Here is a 17,187-nt window from a genome sequence, read left to right as displayed (position 1 = left end):
GCGAGTCCGGGCAAATCCGGCTAGGTGATGCCGCCAGAACAGCCGGCCATAGCGGTTAATTGGATCGATGCGGCACCTTATCCGCCAGCCGGCGGGAAGGTGGCCGGCAGTGGCGCCGCGCCGGCATTTTTTCGGACCGAATCTGTCATGAGCAAGAGCCAGCCGCGCGTCGGTATTGTCAGCCTGGGCTGCCCCAAGGCCCTGGTCGATTCCGAGCGCATCCTTACCCAACTGCGGGCGGAAGGCTACGCCATTTCCGATTCCTATGCCGGGGCCGATGTCGTCATCGTCAACACCTGCGGCTTCCTGGATTCAGCACGCACCGAGAGCCTGGAAGCGATCGGCGAGGCGCTGAACAAAAACGGCAAGGTCATCGTCACGGGCTGCCTCGGGGCGACGCCGGAATTGATCCGCGGCGAGCATCCCAATGTTCTCGCCATCACCGGGCCGCAGCAATACGAGACCGTGGTCGATGCCGTGCACAATGTGGTGCCGCCGAAGCATGATCCGTTCATGGACTTGGTACCCCCTGCGGGCCTCAAGTTGACGCCGCGTCACTATGCGTATCTGAAGATCTCGGAGGGCTGCAACAACCGCTGCACCTTCTGCATCATCCCGTCATTGCGCGGTGACCTTGCCTCGCGGCCCGCCCGCGACGTGCTGATCGAGGCCGAGAACCTCGTGAAGTCAGGCGTCCGGGAACTGCTGGTGATCAGCCAGGATACCTCGGCCTACGGCGTCGACATCAAATATGCCGAGAGCAAATATCAGGGCCGCATGGTGAAGGCGAAATTCCTGGATCTCGCCCGGGAACTGGGCCAGCTCGGCGCCTGGACCCGCCTCCATTACGTCTATCCCTATCCGCATGTCGACGACGTCATCCCGCTGATGGCGGAAGGGCTCGTCCTCCCTTATCTCGATATCCCCTTCCAGCATGCCAGCCCGAAGATCCTGAAAGCCATGAAGCGCCCGGGCAACCAGGAGAAGGTGCTGGAGCGCATCAAGAAATGGCGCAACATCTGCCCAGACCTCACCATCCGCTCGACCTTCATCGTCGGCTTTCCCGGCGAAACCGAGGATGACTTCAACTACATGCTGGACTGGCTGGAGGAGGCTGAGCTCGACCGGGTGGGCTGCTTCAAATACGAACCGGTCGACGGCGCCAGGGCCAATGATCTGGGCCTCGAGCAGGTCGACGAGGACGAGAAGCACGACCGTTGGGATCGCTTCATGGAGACCCAGCGCGCGATCAGCGAACAGCGCATGCAGCGCAAGGTGGGCCGCACCCTCGACGTGCTGATCGACGAGGCCGACAAGTCGCAGGCCATCGGCCGGTCATCGGCCGACGCGCCCGAAATCGACGGGCAGGTCTTCGTCGGCAACCTCGGCCGCAAGCGCCTCAAGGCCGGCGACATGGTCAAGGTCAAGATCACCCGCGCCGAGGATTACGACCTCTGGGGCGACCTGGTCGGCTGAACATACGCTCTGGCCAGACGGAACAATCTGGCAATCGGAGTGGCCCCACGCGAACTTGGCGCCCCCTTCTGGCCGACCGGACAAAATTCCGTTGCACATTTGTGCGCGCGGTATAGCCTAACTGTCACAAACGGGATGGCGGCGCGCGACCGCGAAGCCCGGGGGTAGAATCAGAAAACTGACAGGAGGCATCGCATGAACATGATTCTGAAGGCTGGCGTCGCCGGCATCGCCCTGCTCGCCGCGGGCAGCTTCACCGCCGCCGCCGACACGCCGAAGGACACGCTGGTGATGGCTTGGGTGTTCGACGACATCATTTCGCTGGACCCGGCCGAGATCTACGAGTTCTCCAGTTCCGAGTATATGGCCAACACCTATGACCGCCTGGTCGTGCAGGACCTCGACAATGCCGGCGCCGTCAAGATGCAGGCCGCCGAGAGCTATTCGGTTTCGGACGACGGCAAGACCTTTACCTTCAAGATGCGCCCGGGCATCAAGTTCTCATCCGGCAACGAACTCACCGCCGAGGATGCCGAATTTTCGATCGAACGCTATGTCCTGATGGACAAGAGCCCGGCCTTCATCATGAACCAGTTCGGCCTCACCAAAGAGACCGTCAAGGACATGGTCCGGGTCGTGGACGCGTCGACCCTGGAGGTTGAACTGGACAATGTCTATGCGCCCAGCTTCTTCCTCAATTGCCTTTCCTTCACCTCGGCCATCGTCGACAAGAAGGAGGTCCTATCGCACGAGGTTGACGGCGATATGGGCTATGACTGGCTGCGCACGAATTCGGCCGGTTCCGGACCCTTCGTCCTGAAGGGATGGAAACCCAATGAATCGCTGATTCTCGAAGCCAACGAGGGTTACTGGGGTGGCGCGCCGAAGATCAAGCGCGTACTGGCCCGCAACGTGACCGAAAGCGCCACCCAGCAATTGCTGCTGCAGAAGGGTGACGTCGACATGGCGCGCAACCTGACCAATGACCAGTTGGCGGCGATTGCCTCGGACAGCAACATCACCATCGCGGCAACGCCCAAGGCGACGCTCTGGTACATGGGCCTCAACACCAAGAACCCGAATCTGGCCAAGCCGGAAGTTCGCCAGGCGATGAAGTACCTGGTCGATTACGACGGTCTCGCCAACACCTCGTTCAAGGGGATCGGCATCAAGCACCAGAGCTTCCTGCCGCAGGGCCAGCTTGGTGCCGACACCGCCACACCCTTCAAGCTGGACGTTGCCAAGGCCAAGGAATTGCTGGCTGCCGCCGGCCTGCCGGACGGATTCAACGTAACCATGGATACGACCAACAAGACCGAGACCCGCCTCCTCTCGGCCTCGATCCAGAACACGATGGCCCAGGCGGGCGTCAACCTGATCATCAAGCTGGCGGACAACAAGACCACGCTGACCAAGTACCGCGCCAGCGAGCACGACATCTATATCGGGCAGTGGGGTTCCGACTATCAGGATCCGCATTCGAATGCAGAGGGTTACCTGATCGCTCCCCTGGCCAAGCGCAACCAGTGGCAGCTGCCGGAGAACGAGGCCGCCGTCCTTGCCGCCCGCGACGAGAAGGACGGAGCCAAGCGCGCGCAGATGTACATGGATCTGCAGAAGAAGGCGATGGAAGACAGCCCCTACATCATCATGTTCCAGCAGGTCGAGACGGCTGCCATCCTCAACAACGTCAAGGGCTTCGTCATCGGCCCGACCTTCGACCTCAACCTTTATGCCAACGTCGTGAAGGAATAGTCCGCCGCAGATGCGGTTGACGACCTTCGTGCCTGTCGCAGCGGCCATTCCGGGAAGTAGTCCCGGAATGGCCCTTGGCCGTCAATTTCCATGACCCAGCAACGCATCCGGTTAGTGGCCGGCGCCCTCGCTTCGATGGCGATCACGCTGTTCGGCCTGTTGCTGGTGACATTCGTCATCAGCCGCCTGTTGCCGGCTGACCCGGTCCTCGCCATCGTCGGCGATCACGCGACGGACGAATATGTCGAACGCGTGCGCGAGGAACTGGGCCTCAACAAGCCCATCCTGGTGCAGTTCTGGATCTACCTTACCAACGTGTTGCAAGGTGATCTCGGGCAGTCCATCCGCAACGGCACGCCGATCATCGAGGAACTGGCGAACGTATTCCCCGCGACGCTTGAGCTGGCAACCCTGGGCACGCTGATCGGCGTCGTTTTCGGCATACCGCTGGGTGTCTGGTCGGCCGTGCGCAAGGACACCCTGATCGACCATGTCGTGCGCTTCGTCGGCCTCATCGGCTATTCCGTGCCGATCTTCTGGCTGGGCCTGATGGGCCTGCTGGTCTTTTATGCCAAGCTAGACTGGCTGCCCGGACCGGGCCGGCTCGATTTCGGCTATGAGGACATCGTGACGCCGGTTACCGGCCTGATGACCGTCGATACGCTGATCGCCGGCGATACCGACCTGTTCTGGAATGCGGTCGGCCACCTGATCCTCCCGGCGGGTCTGCTCGGCTATTTCAGCCTCGCCTATATCAGCCGCATGACCCGATCACTGATGCTGGGCCAGCTCTCCCAGGAATATATCCTGACCGCCCGCGTCAAGGGTGTCAGCGAGACCCGCATCATCTGGAAACATGCCATGGGCAACATCATGGTGCCGCTGCTCACGGTCATTGCCCTCTCCTATGGCAATCTGCTGGAGGGGTCGGTCCTGACCGAAACCGTCTTCGCCTGGCGCGGCCTCGGCCTCTACATTACCGATTCGATCTTCGGCCAGGATATGCCGGCCGTGATGGGAGGCACGATCGTGGTCGGCGCCATATTCATCATCATCAACATGCTGACGGATCTTGCCTATCGCGTGCTCGATCCGCGCGCCAAGTAAGCGAAGGATGTCGATGCTTTCCGCAGCCATGCGCGACTGGCTTCTGTCCGATACACCACATTCCCGCTGGCAGGCGCGGGCGGGTCGTCTCTATCTCGGCTGGCTGGCCTTCGCCCGCAATCCGCTGGCCCTGCTCGGTCTCCTTATCCTGCTGCTGCTGATTGTGATGGCGATCTTCGCCCCGTGGATCGCCCCGCACAATCCGCTTTTCGGCGCTTTGGAGGACCGCCTGCTGCCACCCAGCGGCGAGTTCCTGCTCGGCACCGACGAACAAGGCCGCGACATCTTCTCCCGCATCGTCTACGGTGCCCGGACCACCCTCTACATCGTCTGTCTGGTGGCGATCACCGCGGCGCCGGTGGGTCTCATCATTGGCGCCACCGCCGGATATGTCGGCGGCTGGGTCGAGACCGTGCTGATGCGCCTCACCGATGCCTTCCTGGCATTTCCCAAGCTGATCCTAGCGTTGGCCTTCGCCGCCGCACTCGGCGCCGGCCTCGAGAATGCCGTGCTGGCCATCGCCCTCACCGCATGGCCGCCCTACGCCCGCATCGCGCGCGCCGAGACCCTGAGCGTGCGCAACAGCGACTACATGGCAGCGGCGCGCATGACCGGCGCCGGCCCGGCGCGTATACTATTCGGGCATATCATGCCGATGTGCGTCCCCTCTCTCGTCGTGCGCGTTTCGCTCGACATGGCCGGAATTATCCTGATCGCCGCCGGGCTTGGCTTCCTCGGCCTCGGTGTCGCGCCGCCACAGCCGGAATGGGGTTCGATGGTTTCGGAAGGGCGCGCCCAGATCCTGGAGCAGTGGTGGATCTGCACCTATCCCGGCATCGCCATCTGCATTGTCAGCCTGGGCTTCAACCTGATCGGCGACGGTCTGCGCGACGTGCTCGATCCACGTGGGGCTTGAAATGGCGATGAATGAACCGATTCTCGACGTAGCCGGCCTCAATGTGCGGTTCGATACGCCCAAGGGCGAATTCCACGCCGTGAAGGATGTCAGCTTCCGCATGTGTCGCGAGAAGCTCGCCATCGTCGGCGAATCCGGTTCCGGCAAGACCCAGACCGGCCGCGCCATATTGGGCCTTACCCAGGGGCGTGTCAGCGCCGAGCGCCTGCGCTTCCATGACATCGATCTGCTCGGGCTGGACGCGGGCGGCTGGCGCGGCATTCGCGGCCGGCGCATCTCCATGGTGATGCAGGACCCCAAGTATTCGCTCAACCCGGTCATGTCGATCGGCGACCAGTTGGTGGAGGCGGGGCGTCACGGCCGTTCGCCGGAGAAGGCACGCGGCATGGCGCTCGATATGCTGGCGGCGGTCAAGATTCGCGATCCCCTGCGCGTGTTCCGCGCCTGGCCGCATGAACTCTCCGGCGGCATGGGCCAGCGGGCGATGATCGCCATGATGCTGATGGCCGAACCGGAATTGCTGATCGCCGATGAGCCAACCTCGGCGCTCGACGTTACCGTCCGCCTGCAGGTGCTCGCCATCCTCGATGACCTGGTGAAGACAAGGGATATGGGCCTGATCTTCATCAGCCATGATCTCAACCTGGTGCGCACCTTCTGCGACCGCGTTCTCATCATGTATGGCGGTCGCGTCGTCGAGGAGCGGGCGGCGCGCGACCTGCAATCGGCGACGCATCCCTATACGCGCGGCCTTCTTGCCTGCGCGCCGGAGATCGACCGACCGGTGCCGCGGCTTGCGACGCTGCAGCGCGACTCCGCCTGGGCAGAGGTGACTCCGTGATTTCAATCCAGGACCTTACTGTCCGCTTCGGCGAGGTCCGGCAGCAGGTGACCGCGGTCGACGGGGTCAGTCTTGATGTGGCCGCCGGCGAGAGCTTCGGCCTGGTTGGCGAGTCCGGATCGGGCAAGTCCACCATCCTGCGCGCCGTCGCCGGTCTCATCGACAACTGGACCGGCGCCATTTCAGTGGACGGTCGTCCGGTCACCCGTCGGCGCGACCGCGCCTTCTACCGGCTGGTCCAGATGGTGTTCCAGGATCCGTTCGGGTCGCTGCATCCCAAGCACACGATCGACCGCATCCTCAGCGAGCCGCTCATCGTGCACAGGATTGCCGATATCGAGAACCGCGTGCGCGCGGCGCTGGACCAGGTTCAGCTTGGCGCCCGCTTCCGTTTCCGTTATCCGCATCAATTGTCGGGCGGCCAGCGCCAGCGCGTCGCCATTGCCCGCGCTCTGATCCTGGGGCCGCGCCTCATCCTGCTGGACGAGCCGACCTCGGCGCTCGACGTCTCGATCCAGGCGGAAATCCTCAACCTCCTCAGCGACATCCGCCAGCAATCCGGCGTCACCTATCTGCTGGTCAGTCACGATCTCGGCGTCGTCGCCCATATGTGCGACCGCTTCGCGGTGATGCGCCAGGGAAAAGTGGTCGAGGTCGCAACGCGGGGCGATCTGGCGACAGGTTCCCTCAGCCACGCCTATTCACGCCAATTGCTGCTGGCCAGCCGTGGCTACGACCGCGCCGTGATTGACGCCTTCGCCGACGAATAGACCCTACGAACCGGCGTGGCGGCGCTTCCGGCTGACCGGCTTCAAGCCGCGCGCCTGCAGGGCCGCCCAGGCCTCCACGCCGGAATCCACAATGTCGAAAATGCCGAGATCGGCGGGGTCGATCAGGCCACTCTCGGTCAGGGCCTCGAGATTGAGAATCCTGTTCCAGTAGTCGCGCCCCACCAGTACGACCGGCGTCGCCGTCACTTTCTGGGTCTGCTGCAGGGTCAGGATCTCGAACAATTCGTCCATGGTGCCAAAGCCACCGGGAAATACGGCCAGTGCCGCCGCGCGCATGGCCAGATGCATCTTGCGCATGGCGAAGTAGTGGAACTGGAATGTAAGGTCCGGGGTCGAATAGGCATTGGGCTCCTGCTCGCCGGGCAGCGTTATGTTGAAACCGATCGACGGCGCGCCAGCCTCGTGCGCGCCTCTATTGGCGGCCTCCATGATGCCGGGGCCGCCGCCGGTGGCGATGACGTTGTCGCGCTGGCCCTCGACCGGCTTCAGTGCGCCGCCTTCCTCCGAAACGAGACGGCCGAAGGCCCTCGCCTCCTCGTAGTAGCGCCCCCACCTGGCCGCCCGCTCGATCTTCTCCCGCGCCTCGCCGTTGGACGCCGCCTGCAGCTTTGCCTCGACCTGTTCCGGTGCCGGAATGCGCGCCGAGCCGAATACGATGACCGTCGAGCGGACTCCCCAATCGCGCAGGATCAGTTCGGCCTTGTAATACTCGACCGCAAAGCGCAGGCCGCGCAATTCGTCCCGATTGACCAGGAAGTCGACATCCTCCACCGGCAGGACATAGCTCGGCGCCTCTTTCTGCTGCTTGTTGCTCGGCTTGGCGGGGCTGGTCATCTCGGTTACCTTCCGGGGCGATTCGATCGAATTCTCATCTAGCCGCCGGGAATGGGATTTGCAATGGCGGGCCAAGCAGGGAGGCGGGCATGACCTTTCCCATCGCGAGTTACTCGTCCTTCGGCGAGGATCGGCTGATCCTCAAATACCTCGCCGGGCGGCCGGGCGGCTTCTACGTCGATGTCGGCGCGCACCAGCCGGTCGACTATTCGAACACCTACGCACTCTATCTGGCGGGCTGGCGGGGAATCGCCATTGACCCGGATCCGGAGGCGATCGCCGCTTTCCGGCAGGTGCGACCGCGGGATAGCACGCAGCAATTGGCGATCGGCACCCTCCCCGGCCGGGTAACGCTTCACCTCTTCAACGACCGGTCGATGAACACGATCGACCCTGTCAGTTTCGCGCGCTTCCGCAGCAATTCGCGCAAGCGGCATCTCGGCGACATCGAGGTCGAACGTCGAACGCTGGCCTCCGTTCTGGCGCAATCGGTACCCGCCAGCACGGAGGTCGGCTTCATGAACATCGATTGCGAGGGCGCCGATCTCGACGTGCTGCGCTCTAACGACTGGGCGCGCTTCCATCCCTTCCTTCTGGCCGTCGAGGATCTCGACCTCGATCTGGAGAGGGTCACGGAGAGCCCCATTTTCCGCTTTTTGCGCCCGCTCGGCTATCGCCTCGTCTCGCACCTCCACTACACGTCCATCTATCGCCTCTCCTGAAGCAAGGGCGGAAGGCGGATGAAAACGGAAGCGGCGGCCAATGGCCGCCGCTTCACCTTGCCTGCCGGCAACAGATGCTACATGGAACGCAGGACCTTTTCTCCCTTGAGGGCTCGCTCCATGTTGTCGCCCTTCTTCAGGACTTCCATGTCATCGTTGTAGTTTGCCTCCTCCATGCGCCACTGCAGGACGTGCCAGGCAAGCCAGAACGCGACACAGATGATGAACCAGACCATCTCGGTCCCGACAAAGGGATACAGCGGACCGATATCAAGAACGTTCCCGTTCCAGTTCTCGAATGAACCTGTCGACATGTTTCCGTTCTCCTATCGATTGGTCAGCGCAGAGTGCCGGCGGCGCGAGCCTCGGCAATTTCCGCCGCCAACATCTGATCCTCGTCTTCGTAGCGCGCCGCATATTCCGATAGGTCAAGGCCTACCAGCTCGATCTCGCGCGGCACACGCAGCTTGTTAAACGCCTTCAGGATGCCGGCGACGATATAGGCCGGCAGGAAGCCGAGAACGAAGAACATGATCACGGCACCGGCGAAATTGCCCCACGGCGTGATGATGGCGTCATACTTCTGCGAAGCAGGGTAGCCCCACAGCATGAAGCCGGCGACCACGACGCCGAGGAAGCCGCCATAGCCATGCACCGCCACGGCGCCCACCGCATCGTCGATCTTGAAGCGGCGCTCGACCCAGAAGTGCAGCTTGTAGCAGATCATCGGCACGATCGCGCCGATCACCATGGCCTGCAACGGGTTGTAGAGGTCGTTGCCGGCAGAGGCGCCGATGACACCGCACAGACCCGCCGAATAGGTCCAGAACGCGTCACCCCGCGAAATGAGGTAACCGCCCATGAGACCGCCCGCCAGCGACATCAGGAAGTTGAGCGTGATGGCGGAGAGTGTAGTCGGCGTCAGATAGATGTTCGTCGCCGAGAAGAACACTCCGTCGCCATCCTGCACGTCGATGATCGGGATGTTGCAGGCGACATAGAAGCCCCAGAAGCCGGTATAGATCAGGAACAGGCCGACCGTGATCAGCCAAGGGTTGTGCGGCACGATGTTGCGCGGAGTTCCGTCCGGTGCAAACTTGCCAATGCGCGGCCCGAGGTGGATGAGCACGGCAAGGGCCGCACCGCCAGCGATGGCATGGATCACGCCCGAGGCATAGGCGTCATGATAGCCGAGGACCTGGATCATCCAGCCATCCGGATGCCAACCCCAGGCCGCGTCGATGATCCAGGCAAAGGACCCGATCACCACCGCAACCACCCAGAAGGCGCTGGAGCGGATACGCTCGATCACCGAACCCGAGATGATCGAGGCTGCAGTCCAGGAGAACAGCAGGAAGGCCGCCCAGAAGACGCCGTTGATGCGCGCCCAGTAGGCCGTGTCTTCGGCGGTGAAGGTTGCCGTATCGGCCGGCGCGCCACCCATATGGGCGCCCATCAGTTCGCTCCAGGGCTCCGCCCAGGGGGCCGAAAGGAGCGGTCCGATGATTCCCGGTCCGTTGGGGAAAGCAAAATAGATCCACCAGCCAAAGAAGAAGAACGTGACGGTGACAAGCGGAATCACCATCGTGTTCTTCATCAACGTATGCATGTGGTTCTTGCGCCGCGAGGCGCCGACCTCGTACATGCAGAAGCCGACGTGAATCAGGAACATGAAGACCACCGTCACCCAGTAATAGAACTCGGTGAAGATGATCGTCAGAGCGGTCACTTCATTGTCCATGGTAGACTCCCCTCCCCAAGGTCGTACCCGCAAGGGCACCATTTGACTGTGCAATCATGTCACCAGGGAAAGAGACGTCCCGCTCGCGTCCTCGGCGCGATCCGCCCCCGACAATGCCAATGCTCGGCCCGGTCCTGCCCGGGCCTTCAACTTCCTCCTGGTGATCCTGTCGGCTCTGCCGACCAATCTTTTTCTTGGTAATTGTCGGACCGGGAAAGTGCCCGGCCATCTGCACGTCCATGCCGGCCGCCACCTGGCCAGAACCAGCGTTGCCGCGCCTGCAAGGTTTCCTTGCGACGCAGCAATAATGCCGCACTGCAAACAGGCACTCTGTTGCCTGTGTTGCCTGTCAGTTAATAACTATTCCTAGCATGCTTTGCTTGATTCGAACAGGGATGTCGCACGAAATCGAGCGATCATGTGGAATTGCCGACACGGCCGGCCGTCGGATGGGCATGGCGAAAAATCTCGAAGCGCACCTTGGCCCAGCGATAGGCGTCCATGATGGCGACGGCATAAATGAAGAAACCGCCGGCATAACGACCGACCAGCGACACGTCCGGCCCGGCATATTTCGCGGTGACATAGCCGAGCGCCACGGTGGTGAAGGCAAACAGCAATCCGCGCGTCGCCTGTCCGTTGGCAATCTGCCCCATGCCGGGCAGCAGGACGGCAATGACGAGGACCAACAGCGGATGCAGTGGCGGCTTCAGTGGCTTTTCCTGTGTCATCTCTGCTCCAACTCCCGTGCTGTATCCGCCGCCAGGGCGATGCATCTATCCATGATGTCCGCGAGCGTGGTTGCATCAAGAGCGGCGTCCGGGAAATCGGCGATCCGCAGCACCATGTAATCCGCCCGCTTGCCCTGGCCCAGCATCCGAACAAGGCGCACGCCCTTTGGCGTCAGCAGTACTTCCTTGGCTTCGGGGGAGGCGAAGAAGTCCATATGCGCATCCAGCAAGTCCCGGGATGGCGCGCGGGCTGGATCCTCGGTCTTCACATTGAGGCCCGGCGGCCAGTGCGATGCGCTCGGCAGGTGGTAGGGCAGGTCGTTGGCTGGCGCGTAGAACTCGTTGTTCTGCGCTCTGACCAGAAGATCCGTCATCGCCAGCCCCGGCAGCGGCTGCAACAGCGAGACACGCAGCCACAGGACCGGGATCTTGCGAAATGTCAGCGTGTCGACCACCAGATCTATATGGAAGTCCCGCTCGCGATATCGCCCCCGCAACGATGGGTAATCCTGGCCGGCCTGTTCGACGCGATAGGACTGGAACAAGGGGTAGGCGGGCTCGAACAAGGCGGCGCGTAGCTGGCGTCGCTGCCTGCTCTCACGGCGATAGATCAGGATAAGGCCCGTCAGTGCGAGCGCCACCAGCGCGGCTAGTGTAAGGGCGAAGGAATTGGCAATCATTCCGTTGGCGTCACGGCAGCAATGGGCCGGCGGTGTGACCCGCCGGCCCGAGGAATACCCTGAAAGACAGGTGATATCGTACTATCAATAGCCCCTCGGTCGCGGCCATGCCATGGTGAACTGGTCGCCGCGACGGACAAACTTGTAGCGGAACAGCACGAACCAGACCGAAGCCACGACATAGAACACCATCATGGCCAGGAGCTGCGTGCCGAAACCGAGATAGACGGCGACATAGGTGGCCGCGCACAAGGTGATCAGCACGATCGACGGCAGCGGATGGAAGGGGTGGATATAGCCGCGCTTGATCGTGTCCAGCGGCCACTTGCTGCGGAAGCGGAACATGTTGATCGGCATGAAGGTATAGCCGAGGAGCCCCGACAAGATCGAGAAGGTGATGACGGGCCCAAGCAGCTGCAGGAAGCCGAACGACGCGGCAATCGGGATCAGGAACAGGATTGCACGATAGGGTGTCCGGTACTTCGGATGCACGGCCGCGAAGAACTGCGGCAGGTAACGGTCGCGCCCCATCGAGAACCAGGCGCGGGCGGCATCGTTGATGCAGCCATTGGCCGAGGCAAGGGCGGAGAAGACCGTACCAGTCCACAGCAGGACGATCAGCACCGTGTTGCCGGTCATCAGTGAAGCGTCATAGAGCGGCGCCAGCGTAAGGCCCAGATACTCCCAAGGCATGACGCCCGAGCACACATACCAGGTCAATGCCGCCGCGATAAGCAGCGTGATCATGCCGGTCATGGTACCGAGCGGCAGGGAACGACCGCAGGAGCGCACTTCCTCGGCTGCCTGGCAGGTGCCCTCGATGCCGAGATAGTACCAGATCGCAAACTGGAAAGCGGCGAGGACGCCCATCCAGCCATAGGGCAGCGAGCCCATGCCGAGTTCCTGGTGCTGCAGGTCCTGCCCGGTGCCGATGCCGAACTGATAGGCCACGAACAGGATGACGATCGACGCGAAGGCGACGGCCGTGATCAGGAAGTTGACGCTGAGCGCCATGAACACGCCGCGATAGTTGAGCCAGGCGAGGACCGAGACGGCCAGCAGCACGAACGGACGCGCATCGACGGAGCCGGGTTCCGCCCCGAGGTTCTCTGCAGCGATTCGGACCAGATCGCCGAACACGAAGATGTCGGCGGCTTCCAGCATGGTATAGGCCAGCACCAGATAGAGGCCAACATTAAAGGCCATCAGCGGGCCGGTGGTATGCTTGGCCTGGGTGTACTGGCCGCCAGCGGCGGCCACCGTCGAGGTGACTTCCGAATCGATCATGGCGACGCAGGTATAGAGCAACCCGACGATCCAGCAGGCGATGATAGAGCCGAGCGCACCGCCTTTCTCGATCGACAGGTTCCAGCCCATAAATTCGCCGACCAGAACGATGCCGACGCCCAGCGCCCAGACGTGGATCGGGCCGAGGACCTTGGCAAGGTTGATGGACGGCTTGCCGGCACTATCTGCCTTGGCGCCGCTTGCGGTGATATCGGTCATCTGGCTTTCCCCCTCAGCTCTTCTTGTGCGCGTCTTGCTGCAAGGCAAGCTCGTCGACACCTTCCTGGGAACTGGTCAGCACGTCTTCGCTGTACTGCTTGCTGACCCGGATCGCGTCCCACAGCATCCACAGCAGCAGCGCGATCGACACCACCCAGGCGGCCAGCTGAACCACGTCCCACGGGCCGCGGAATTGCAGAAAATCAAGCATGATACGAACCTCGCCCGTTAAGAACCGTTGCCGAACTTCTCGGCGATGACTTCGCGATACTCACGATCGGACTGGCGGACGAGGAAAATGAAATAGCCCGCGATCGCGGCCAAGGTCGCAAGCAACCCGATCCAGGAGAAGGAATAGTCATAGCGCTTGGTAACCAGACCGGCGGCGTCCTCGATGCCGACGCCGAGCTTCTCCCATTGCGCCTGCATGGCTTCGTTCTGACCGAGATTCTCCCAGGTCAGATTCTCGTAGGTGACGGAACCATCGGCGGCCGTGATCTTGGCCAGTCCGCTGTCGCTGCGCACGATCGAACCGCCCTCGGGGGCCTCGGCAACGGTGACTGTCCCCGGCAGCCAATCGACCTTCTCGGCACCGGCAAGTTCCAGTTCCAGCGGGATCCAGAGCGCCAGAAAGGTCAGTACCAGGATGAACAGCGCGTCGCGCGCCTGTCCTACGCCGCTCTGCTGCGGCGGTTGGTATCGTTTCGCCATAACAATCCTCCCCTGATCGATCACAGGACCGGGTTGCGACGGGTCTTGCTGCCCGTGCGCAACGGCCTAGCGATTGGCGTCCAGATGCTTGATGTCGAGTTCGTAGATGAAGTTCTTGTCGTGGGCGTAATGCGAAATCATCGCCCCGATGGCGGCCGTGTTGAAAATGCCGACCAGAAGGCCGGCAATGCCAAGGACGATCCGCGCCGTGTCGTCCTCGATGTAGCCGCTGACAGAGAAATAGACGAACAGCAAGACGGCCCAGAGCACGATGACGAAGCCCCAGGCCCAGGTGCGATCCATCCGGAACATGGAATCCACGCGCGACTGCATATCACTCGGCATGCCACTCTCCCCTAAGATGGCGGCCATAGCCAGCAAGGCCGCGTCATCCGACTTTGCCCCTCCCCGGGGCCCACTCCCGGTGCGCCTTTTTCGGCGCGCCCCTTTTTCGGGGTTTTTCTTTTTCCGATCAGACTGTTACATCAGATTCGGCGGGCCTCGTTCGACCCTCAGCCCTTGTAGCACAACGGCCGTGCATTCACTACTCTTAAATTAATTTTCCCCGTCGGAAACATCAGAATCCCGAAAAAAGGGCCGCCGGCTGGTCTGCCGGACGGCCCTTCCCTGGTCAGCAATCCAGCGTGTTCTGCCGTTCCCACTCGGTCAGATGCTTGGTGAAACTGTTCCACTCCCCGGTCTTCATCCGCACATAGGAATCGACGAAGGAATCGCCGAGCTGTTCGCGCACCGCCTTGCTGCCGTCGAGCAGGCGCAGTGCGTCGAGGAGGTTGAGCGGCAGCTTCCTGGCGCCCTTCACCGTATGCCCCTCGGTATACATGTTGATATCGAGGCGCTTGCCGGGATCGCGGTTGTTGGCAATGCCGTCAAGCCCGGCGCCGACAATGCCAGCCTGGAGCAGATAGGGGTTGGTTGCGCCGTCGGCGAGTCGCAGTTCGAAGCGGCCGGCATCGGGCACGCGGATCATGTGCGTGCGGTTGTTGCCGGACCAGGTGATGGTATTCGGCGACCAAGTGGCACCCGAAGTGGTGCGCGGCGCGTTGATGCGCTTGTAGGAGTTGACCGTCGGGTTGAAGATCGCGCACAGCGCCGATGCGTTGTGCTGGATCCCGCCAAGGACCTGATAGGCAAGCTTCGAAAGGCCGAGTTCGCCCTTGGCGTCGCCGAACAGGTTCTTCTTGCCGGTCCTGTCCCAGAACGAGATATGCGCATGCGCCCCGTTGCCGGTCAGGTTGGTAAACGGCTTGGGCATGAAGGTGGCGCGCAGGCCATGCTTCTCGGCGATCGCCTTGGTCATGTACTTGAAGAAGACATGGCGGTCGGCCGTCAGCAGCACATCGTCGTAATGCCAGTTCATCTCGAACTGGCCGTTGGCGTCCTCGTGGTCGTTCTGGTAGGGCTTCCAGCCCAGCGTCTGCATGGCGTCGCAGATCTCGGTGATGACGTCATAGCGGCGCATCAGGGCGAGCTGGTCGTAACACGGCTTCTCGGCCGTGTCGGCGGTATCGGCGATGGCCTTGCCATCGGGCGTCACCAGGAAGAATTCGCATTCGACGCCAGCCTTGGCGCGCAACCCCTTCTTGTCCGCCTCGGCGATCTTGCGCTTGAGCAGGTTGCGAGGCGCATCCGCCACCGGCTTGCCGTCCATCCAGAGATCGGAGGCGAGCCAGCCCACCTCCGGCTTCCACGGCAACTGGATGAGGCTGTCGGGATCCGGCCGTGCGAACAGGTCCGGATGGGCCGGCGTCATGTCGAGCCAGGTCGCGAAGCCGGCGAAGCCGGCACCGTCGCGCTGCATGTCGCCGATCGCGGCAGCAGGCACCAGCTTGGCGCGCAGCGCGCCGAACAGGTCGGTGTAGGAGATCAGGAAATACTTGATCTTGCGTTCCTTAGCGACCTTGGCGAGGTCGGTAGCCATCGAAAGCCCCCTATGTGTAAAGCCTCAATTCAATGTAATCGCGTTATTGTTGTTCTTGCCGTCGCCGGACCAGCGACAATTTACGCGACCGGCGACGGTATCTCAGTAGCCGCCCTGACCCGGGATCCAGCTGGTTCCCGCCAGCGGCACCCGCGCCATGGCCGCCGCCTCGACCGTCAGAGCAACAAGATCATCCGGTTCGAGATTGTGCACGTGGCTCTTGCCGCAGGCACGGGCGATGATCTGCGTTTCCATGGTAAGAACGGCGAGGTAATTGGCAAGCCGCTTGCCGGCCTTCACCGGATCGAGCCGGGCCGCCAGCGCCGGATCCTGCGTCGTGATGCCGGCGGGATCCCGGCCCTCGTGCCAATCGTCATAGGCGCCCGCGGTGGAGCCGATCTTGCGGTATTCCTCCTCGAGGGCGGGCGCATTGTCGCCGAGCGCGATCAGCGCAGCCGTGCCGATGGCGACCGCATCGGCACCCAGCGCCAGGCATTTCGCCACGTCGGCGCCGTTGCGAATGCCGCCAGAGACGACCAGCTGCACCTTGCGGTGCATGTCGAGGTCCTGCAGCGCCTGCACCGCCGGGCGAAGGGCGGCCAGGATCGGGATGCCGACATGCTCGATGAAGACTTCCTGCGTCGCTGCCGTGCCGCCCTGCATTCCGTCCAGCACCACCACATCGGCGCCCGATTTCACCGCCAGTGCCGTGTCGTAATAGGGTCGCGTGGCGCCGACCTTGACATAGATCGGCTTCTCCCAATTGGTGATCTCGCGCAGTTCCGTGATCTTGATGGCGAGGTCGTCGGGACCGGTCCAGTCCGGGTGCCGGCAGGCCGAGCGCTGGTCGATACCGACCGGCAGGTTGCGCATCTTCGCGACGCGTTCAGTGATCTTCTGGCCGAGCAGCATGCCGCCGCCGCCCGGCTTGGCACCCTGGCCGACCACCACCTCGATGGCATCGGCCTTGCGCAGATCGTCCGGGTTCATGCCATAGCGCGAGGGCAGCAGCTGGTAGACCAGCTTGGTCGAATGGCCGCGTTCTTCCGGCGTCATGCCGCCGTCGCCGGTCGTCGTGCTGGTGCCCATTGCCGTGGCGCCGCGACCCAAGGCCTCCTTGGCCTGGCCGGAGAGGGCACCGAAACTCATGCCGGCGATGGTCACCGGAATCTTGAGCTCGATCGGCTTCTTCGCAAAGCGGGTGCCCAGCACAACATCGGTGCCGCATTTCTCGCGATAGCCTTCCAGCGGATAGCGCGAGATCGACGCACCCAGGAAAAGCAGGTCGTCGAAATGCGGCATCCTGCGCTTGGCGCCGCCACCGCGGATGTCATAGATGCCGGTCGCCGCCGCGCGCTGGATCTGCGCGATCGAATGCTCGTCGAAGGTTGCCGAGAAACGGGGCGGGGTATGAAAGGGGCTATGGTCGCTCATGAT

The 17,187-nt window shown here is 62.6% G+C and carries 18 protein-coding genes; 7 read left to right on the top strand and 11 right to left on the bottom strand.

Annotated elements, in window-relative coordinates; genetic code table 11:
- The first annotated feature begins 147 nt into the window (after nt 1–147).
- The 6 genes from rimO (at nt 148) to A8950_RS07905 (ending at nt 6,865) form a co-directional block, all read left to right on the top strand.
- Nucleotides 148–1,476 (top strand): 30S ribosomal protein S12 methylthiotransferase RimO, encoded by a 1,329-nt coding sequence (gene rimO, locus A8950_RS07930; protein WP_133613087.1) that lies wholly within the window; start codon nt 148–150, stop codon nt 1,474–1,476.
- A gap of 195 nt (nt 1,477–1,671) precedes the next feature.
- On the top strand, nt 1,672–3,231 hold the full coding sequence (locus A8950_RS07925; RefSeq protein ID WP_133613086.1) for an ABC transporter substrate-binding protein: 1,560 nt from the start codon (nt 1,672–1,674) through the stop codon (nt 3,229–3,231).
- 90 nt (nt 3,232–3,321) lie between these two features.
- Complete coding sequence (locus A8950_RS07920) at nt 3,322–4,338, top strand: ABC transporter permease (protein WP_133613085.1); 1,017 nt, start codon at nt 3,322–3,324, stop codon at nt 4,336–4,338.
- A 13-nt stretch (nt 4,339–4,351) separates the two neighbouring features.
- Nucleotides 4,352–5,254, top strand: coding sequence for an ABC transporter permease (locus A8950_RS07915; RefSeq protein WP_407644228.1), 903 nt, complete (start codon nt 4,352–4,354; stop codon nt 5,252–5,254).
- A 7-nt stretch (nt 5,255–5,261) separates the two neighbouring features.
- On the top strand, nt 5,262–6,095 hold the full coding sequence (locus A8950_RS07910; RefSeq protein WP_133613083.1) for an ABC transporter ATP-binding protein: 834 nt from the start codon (nt 5,262–5,264) through the stop codon (nt 6,093–6,095).
- Nucleotides 6,092–6,865: an ABC transporter ATP-binding protein gene (locus A8950_RS07905; protein ID WP_133613082.1), complete on the top strand. Its 774-nt coding sequence runs from the start codon at nt 6,092–6,094 to the stop codon at nt 6,863–6,865. The genes A8950_RS07910 and A8950_RS07905 overlap by 4 nt, the downstream gene beginning before the upstream one ends.
- Nucleotides 6,866–6,868: 3 nt before the next feature.
- On the opposite strand, the gene A8950_RS07900 is transcribed toward A8950_RS07905, so the two are convergent.
- Entirely contained in the window at nt 6,869–7,720 is an 852-nt protein-coding gene (locus A8950_RS07900; protein ID WP_133613081.1) for an LOG family protein, read from the bottom strand.
- An 89-nt stretch (nt 7,721–7,809) separates the two neighbouring features.
- Here A8950_RS07900 and A8950_RS07895 point away from each other — a divergent pair, with 89 nt between their 5' ends.
- Nucleotides 7,810–8,442 (top strand): FkbM family methyltransferase, encoded by a 633-nt coding sequence (locus tag A8950_RS07895; protein ID WP_133613080.1) that lies wholly within the window; start codon nt 7,810–7,812, stop codon nt 8,440–8,442.
- A 77-nt stretch (nt 8,443–8,519) separates the two neighbouring features.
- Here A8950_RS07895 and A8950_RS07890 read toward each other — a convergent pair whose 3' ends face one another.
- The 10 genes from A8950_RS07890 to A8950_RS07845 form a co-directional block, all read right to left on the bottom strand.
- On the bottom strand, nt 8,520–8,756 hold the full coding sequence (locus A8950_RS07890; protein WP_133613079.1) for a hypothetical protein: 237 nt from the start codon (nt 8,754–8,756) through the stop codon (nt 8,520–8,522).
- Nucleotides 8,757–8,779: 23 nt separating this feature from the next.
- Complete coding sequence (locus A8950_RS07885) at nt 8,780–10,183, bottom strand: ammonium transporter (RefSeq protein ID WP_133613078.1); 1,404 nt, start codon at nt 10,181–10,183, stop codon at nt 8,780–8,782.
- 416 nt (nt 10,184–10,599) lie between these two features.
- On the bottom strand, nt 10,600–10,914 hold the full coding sequence (locus tag A8950_RS07880; protein WP_133613077.1) for a hypothetical protein: 315 nt from the start codon (nt 10,912–10,914) through the stop codon (nt 10,600–10,602).
- Nucleotides 10,911–11,594 carry a hypothetical protein gene (locus A8950_RS07875; protein ID WP_133613076.1) on the bottom strand — a complete coding sequence of 228 codons (684 nt, stop codon included), beginning with the start codon at nt 11,592–11,594 and terminating at the stop codon, nt 10,911–10,913. Before A8950_RS07875 ends, A8950_RS07880 begins: the two co-directional genes overlap by 4 nt.
- An 84-nt stretch (nt 11,595–11,678) precedes the next feature.
- Nucleotides 11,679–13,100: an APC family permease gene (locus tag A8950_RS07870; RefSeq protein ID WP_133613075.1), complete on the bottom strand. Its 1,422-nt coding sequence runs from the start codon at nt 13,098–13,100 to the stop codon at nt 11,679–11,681.
- Nucleotides 13,101–13,113: 13 nt separating this feature from the next.
- Entirely contained in the window at nt 13,114–13,311 is a 198-nt protein-coding gene (locus A8950_RS07865; RefSeq protein ID WP_133613074.1) for a hypothetical protein, read from the bottom strand.
- A 17-nt stretch (nt 13,312–13,328) separates the two neighbouring features.
- Nucleotides 13,329–13,811 carry a hypothetical protein gene (locus A8950_RS07860; RefSeq protein WP_133613073.1) on the bottom strand — a complete coding sequence of 161 codons (483 nt, stop codon included), beginning with the start codon at nt 13,809–13,811 and terminating at the stop codon, nt 13,329–13,331.
- A 66-nt stretch (nt 13,812–13,877) separates the two neighbouring features.
- Nucleotides 13,878–14,156 (bottom strand): hypothetical protein, encoded by a 279-nt coding sequence (locus tag A8950_RS07855; protein WP_208109788.1) that lies wholly within the window; start codon nt 14,154–14,156, stop codon nt 13,878–13,880.
- Between the two features lie 286 nt (nt 14,157–14,442).
- A complete protein-coding gene (gene glnT / locus A8950_RS07850) occupies nt 14,443–15,750 on the bottom strand; it encodes a type III glutamate--ammonia ligase (RefSeq protein WP_133613072.1) in 1,308 nt (435 codons plus the stop codon).
- A 102-nt stretch (nt 15,751–15,852) separates the two neighbouring features.
- Nucleotides 15,853–17,184, bottom strand: coding sequence for an FMN-binding glutamate synthase family protein (locus A8950_RS07845; RefSeq protein WP_133613071.1), 1,332 nt, complete (start codon nt 17,182–17,184; stop codon nt 15,853–15,855).
- Nucleotides 17,185–17,187 lie beyond the last annotated feature (3 nt).

This window comes from Dongia mobilis (assembly GCF_004363235.1).
Lineage (GTDB): Bacteria > Pseudomonadota > Alphaproteobacteria > Dongiales > Dongiaceae > Dongia > Dongia mobilis.
The sequence above is the reverse complement of the archived record's forward strand: the minus strand, read 5'-3'. Positions and strand labels throughout refer to the sequence as shown.

Coding starts and splice junctions, on each gene's coding strand:
- A8950_RS07885 (WP_133613078.1), bottom strand. CDS start 10,183: ATGGACAATGAAGTGACCGCTCTGACGATCATCTTCACCGAGTTCTAT.
- A8950_RS07845 (WP_133613071.1), bottom strand. CDS start 17,184: ATGAGCGACCATAGCCCCTTTCATACCCCGCCCCGTTTCTCGGCAACC.
- A8950_RS07880 (WP_133613077.1), bottom strand. CDS start 10,914: ATGACACAGGAAAAGCCACTGAAGCCGCCACTGCATCCGCTGTTGGTC.
- A8950_RS07870 (WP_133613075.1), bottom strand. CDS start 13,100: ATGACCGATATCACCGCAAGCGGCGCCAAGGCAGATAGTGCCGGCAAG.
- A8950_RS07895 (WP_133613080.1), top strand. CDS start 7,810: ATGACCTTTCCCATCGCGAGTTACTCGTCCTTCGGCGAGGATCGGCTG.
- A8950_RS07910 (WP_133613083.1), top strand. CDS start 5,262: ATGAATGAACCGATTCTCGACGTAGCCGGCCTCAATGTGCGGTTCGAT.
- A8950_RS07920 (WP_133613085.1), top strand. CDS start 3,322: ATGACCCAGCAACGCATCCGGTTAGTGGCCGGCGCCCTCGCTTCGATG.
- A8950_RS07865 (WP_133613074.1), bottom strand. CDS start 13,311: ATGCTTGATTTTCTGCAATTCCGCGGCCCGTGGGACGTGGTTCAGCTG.
- A8950_RS07915 (WP_407644228.1), top strand. CDS start 4,352: ATGCTTTCCGCAGCCATGCGCGACTGGCTTCTGTCCGATACACCACAT.
- A8950_RS07860 (WP_133613073.1), bottom strand. CDS start 13,811: ATGGCGAAACGATACCAACCGCCGCAGCAGAGCGGCGTAGGACAGGCG.
- A8950_RS07855 (WP_208109788.1), bottom strand. CDS start 14,156: ATGCCGAGTGATATGCAGTCGCGCGTGGATTCCATGTTCCGGATGGAT.
- rimO (WP_133613087.1), top strand. CDS start 148: ATGAGCAAGAGCCAGCCGCGCGTCGGTATTGTCAGCCTGGGCTGCCCC.
- A8950_RS07875 (WP_133613076.1), bottom strand. CDS start 11,594: ATGATTGCCAATTCCTTCGCCCTTACACTAGCCGCGCTGGTGGCGCTC.
- A8950_RS07925 (WP_133613086.1), top strand. CDS start 1,672: ATGAACATGATTCTGAAGGCTGGCGTCGCCGGCATCGCCCTGCTCGCC.
- glnT (WP_133613072.1), bottom strand. CDS start 15,750: ATGGCTACCGACCTCGCCAAGGTCGCTAAGGAACGCAAGATCAAGTAT.
- A8950_RS07890 (WP_133613079.1), bottom strand. CDS start 8,756: ATGTCGACAGGTTCATTCGAGAACTGGAACGGGAACGTTCTTGATATC.
- A8950_RS07900 (WP_133613081.1), bottom strand. CDS start 7,720: ATGACCAGCCCCGCCAAGCCGAGCAACAAGCAGCAGAAAGAGGCGCCG.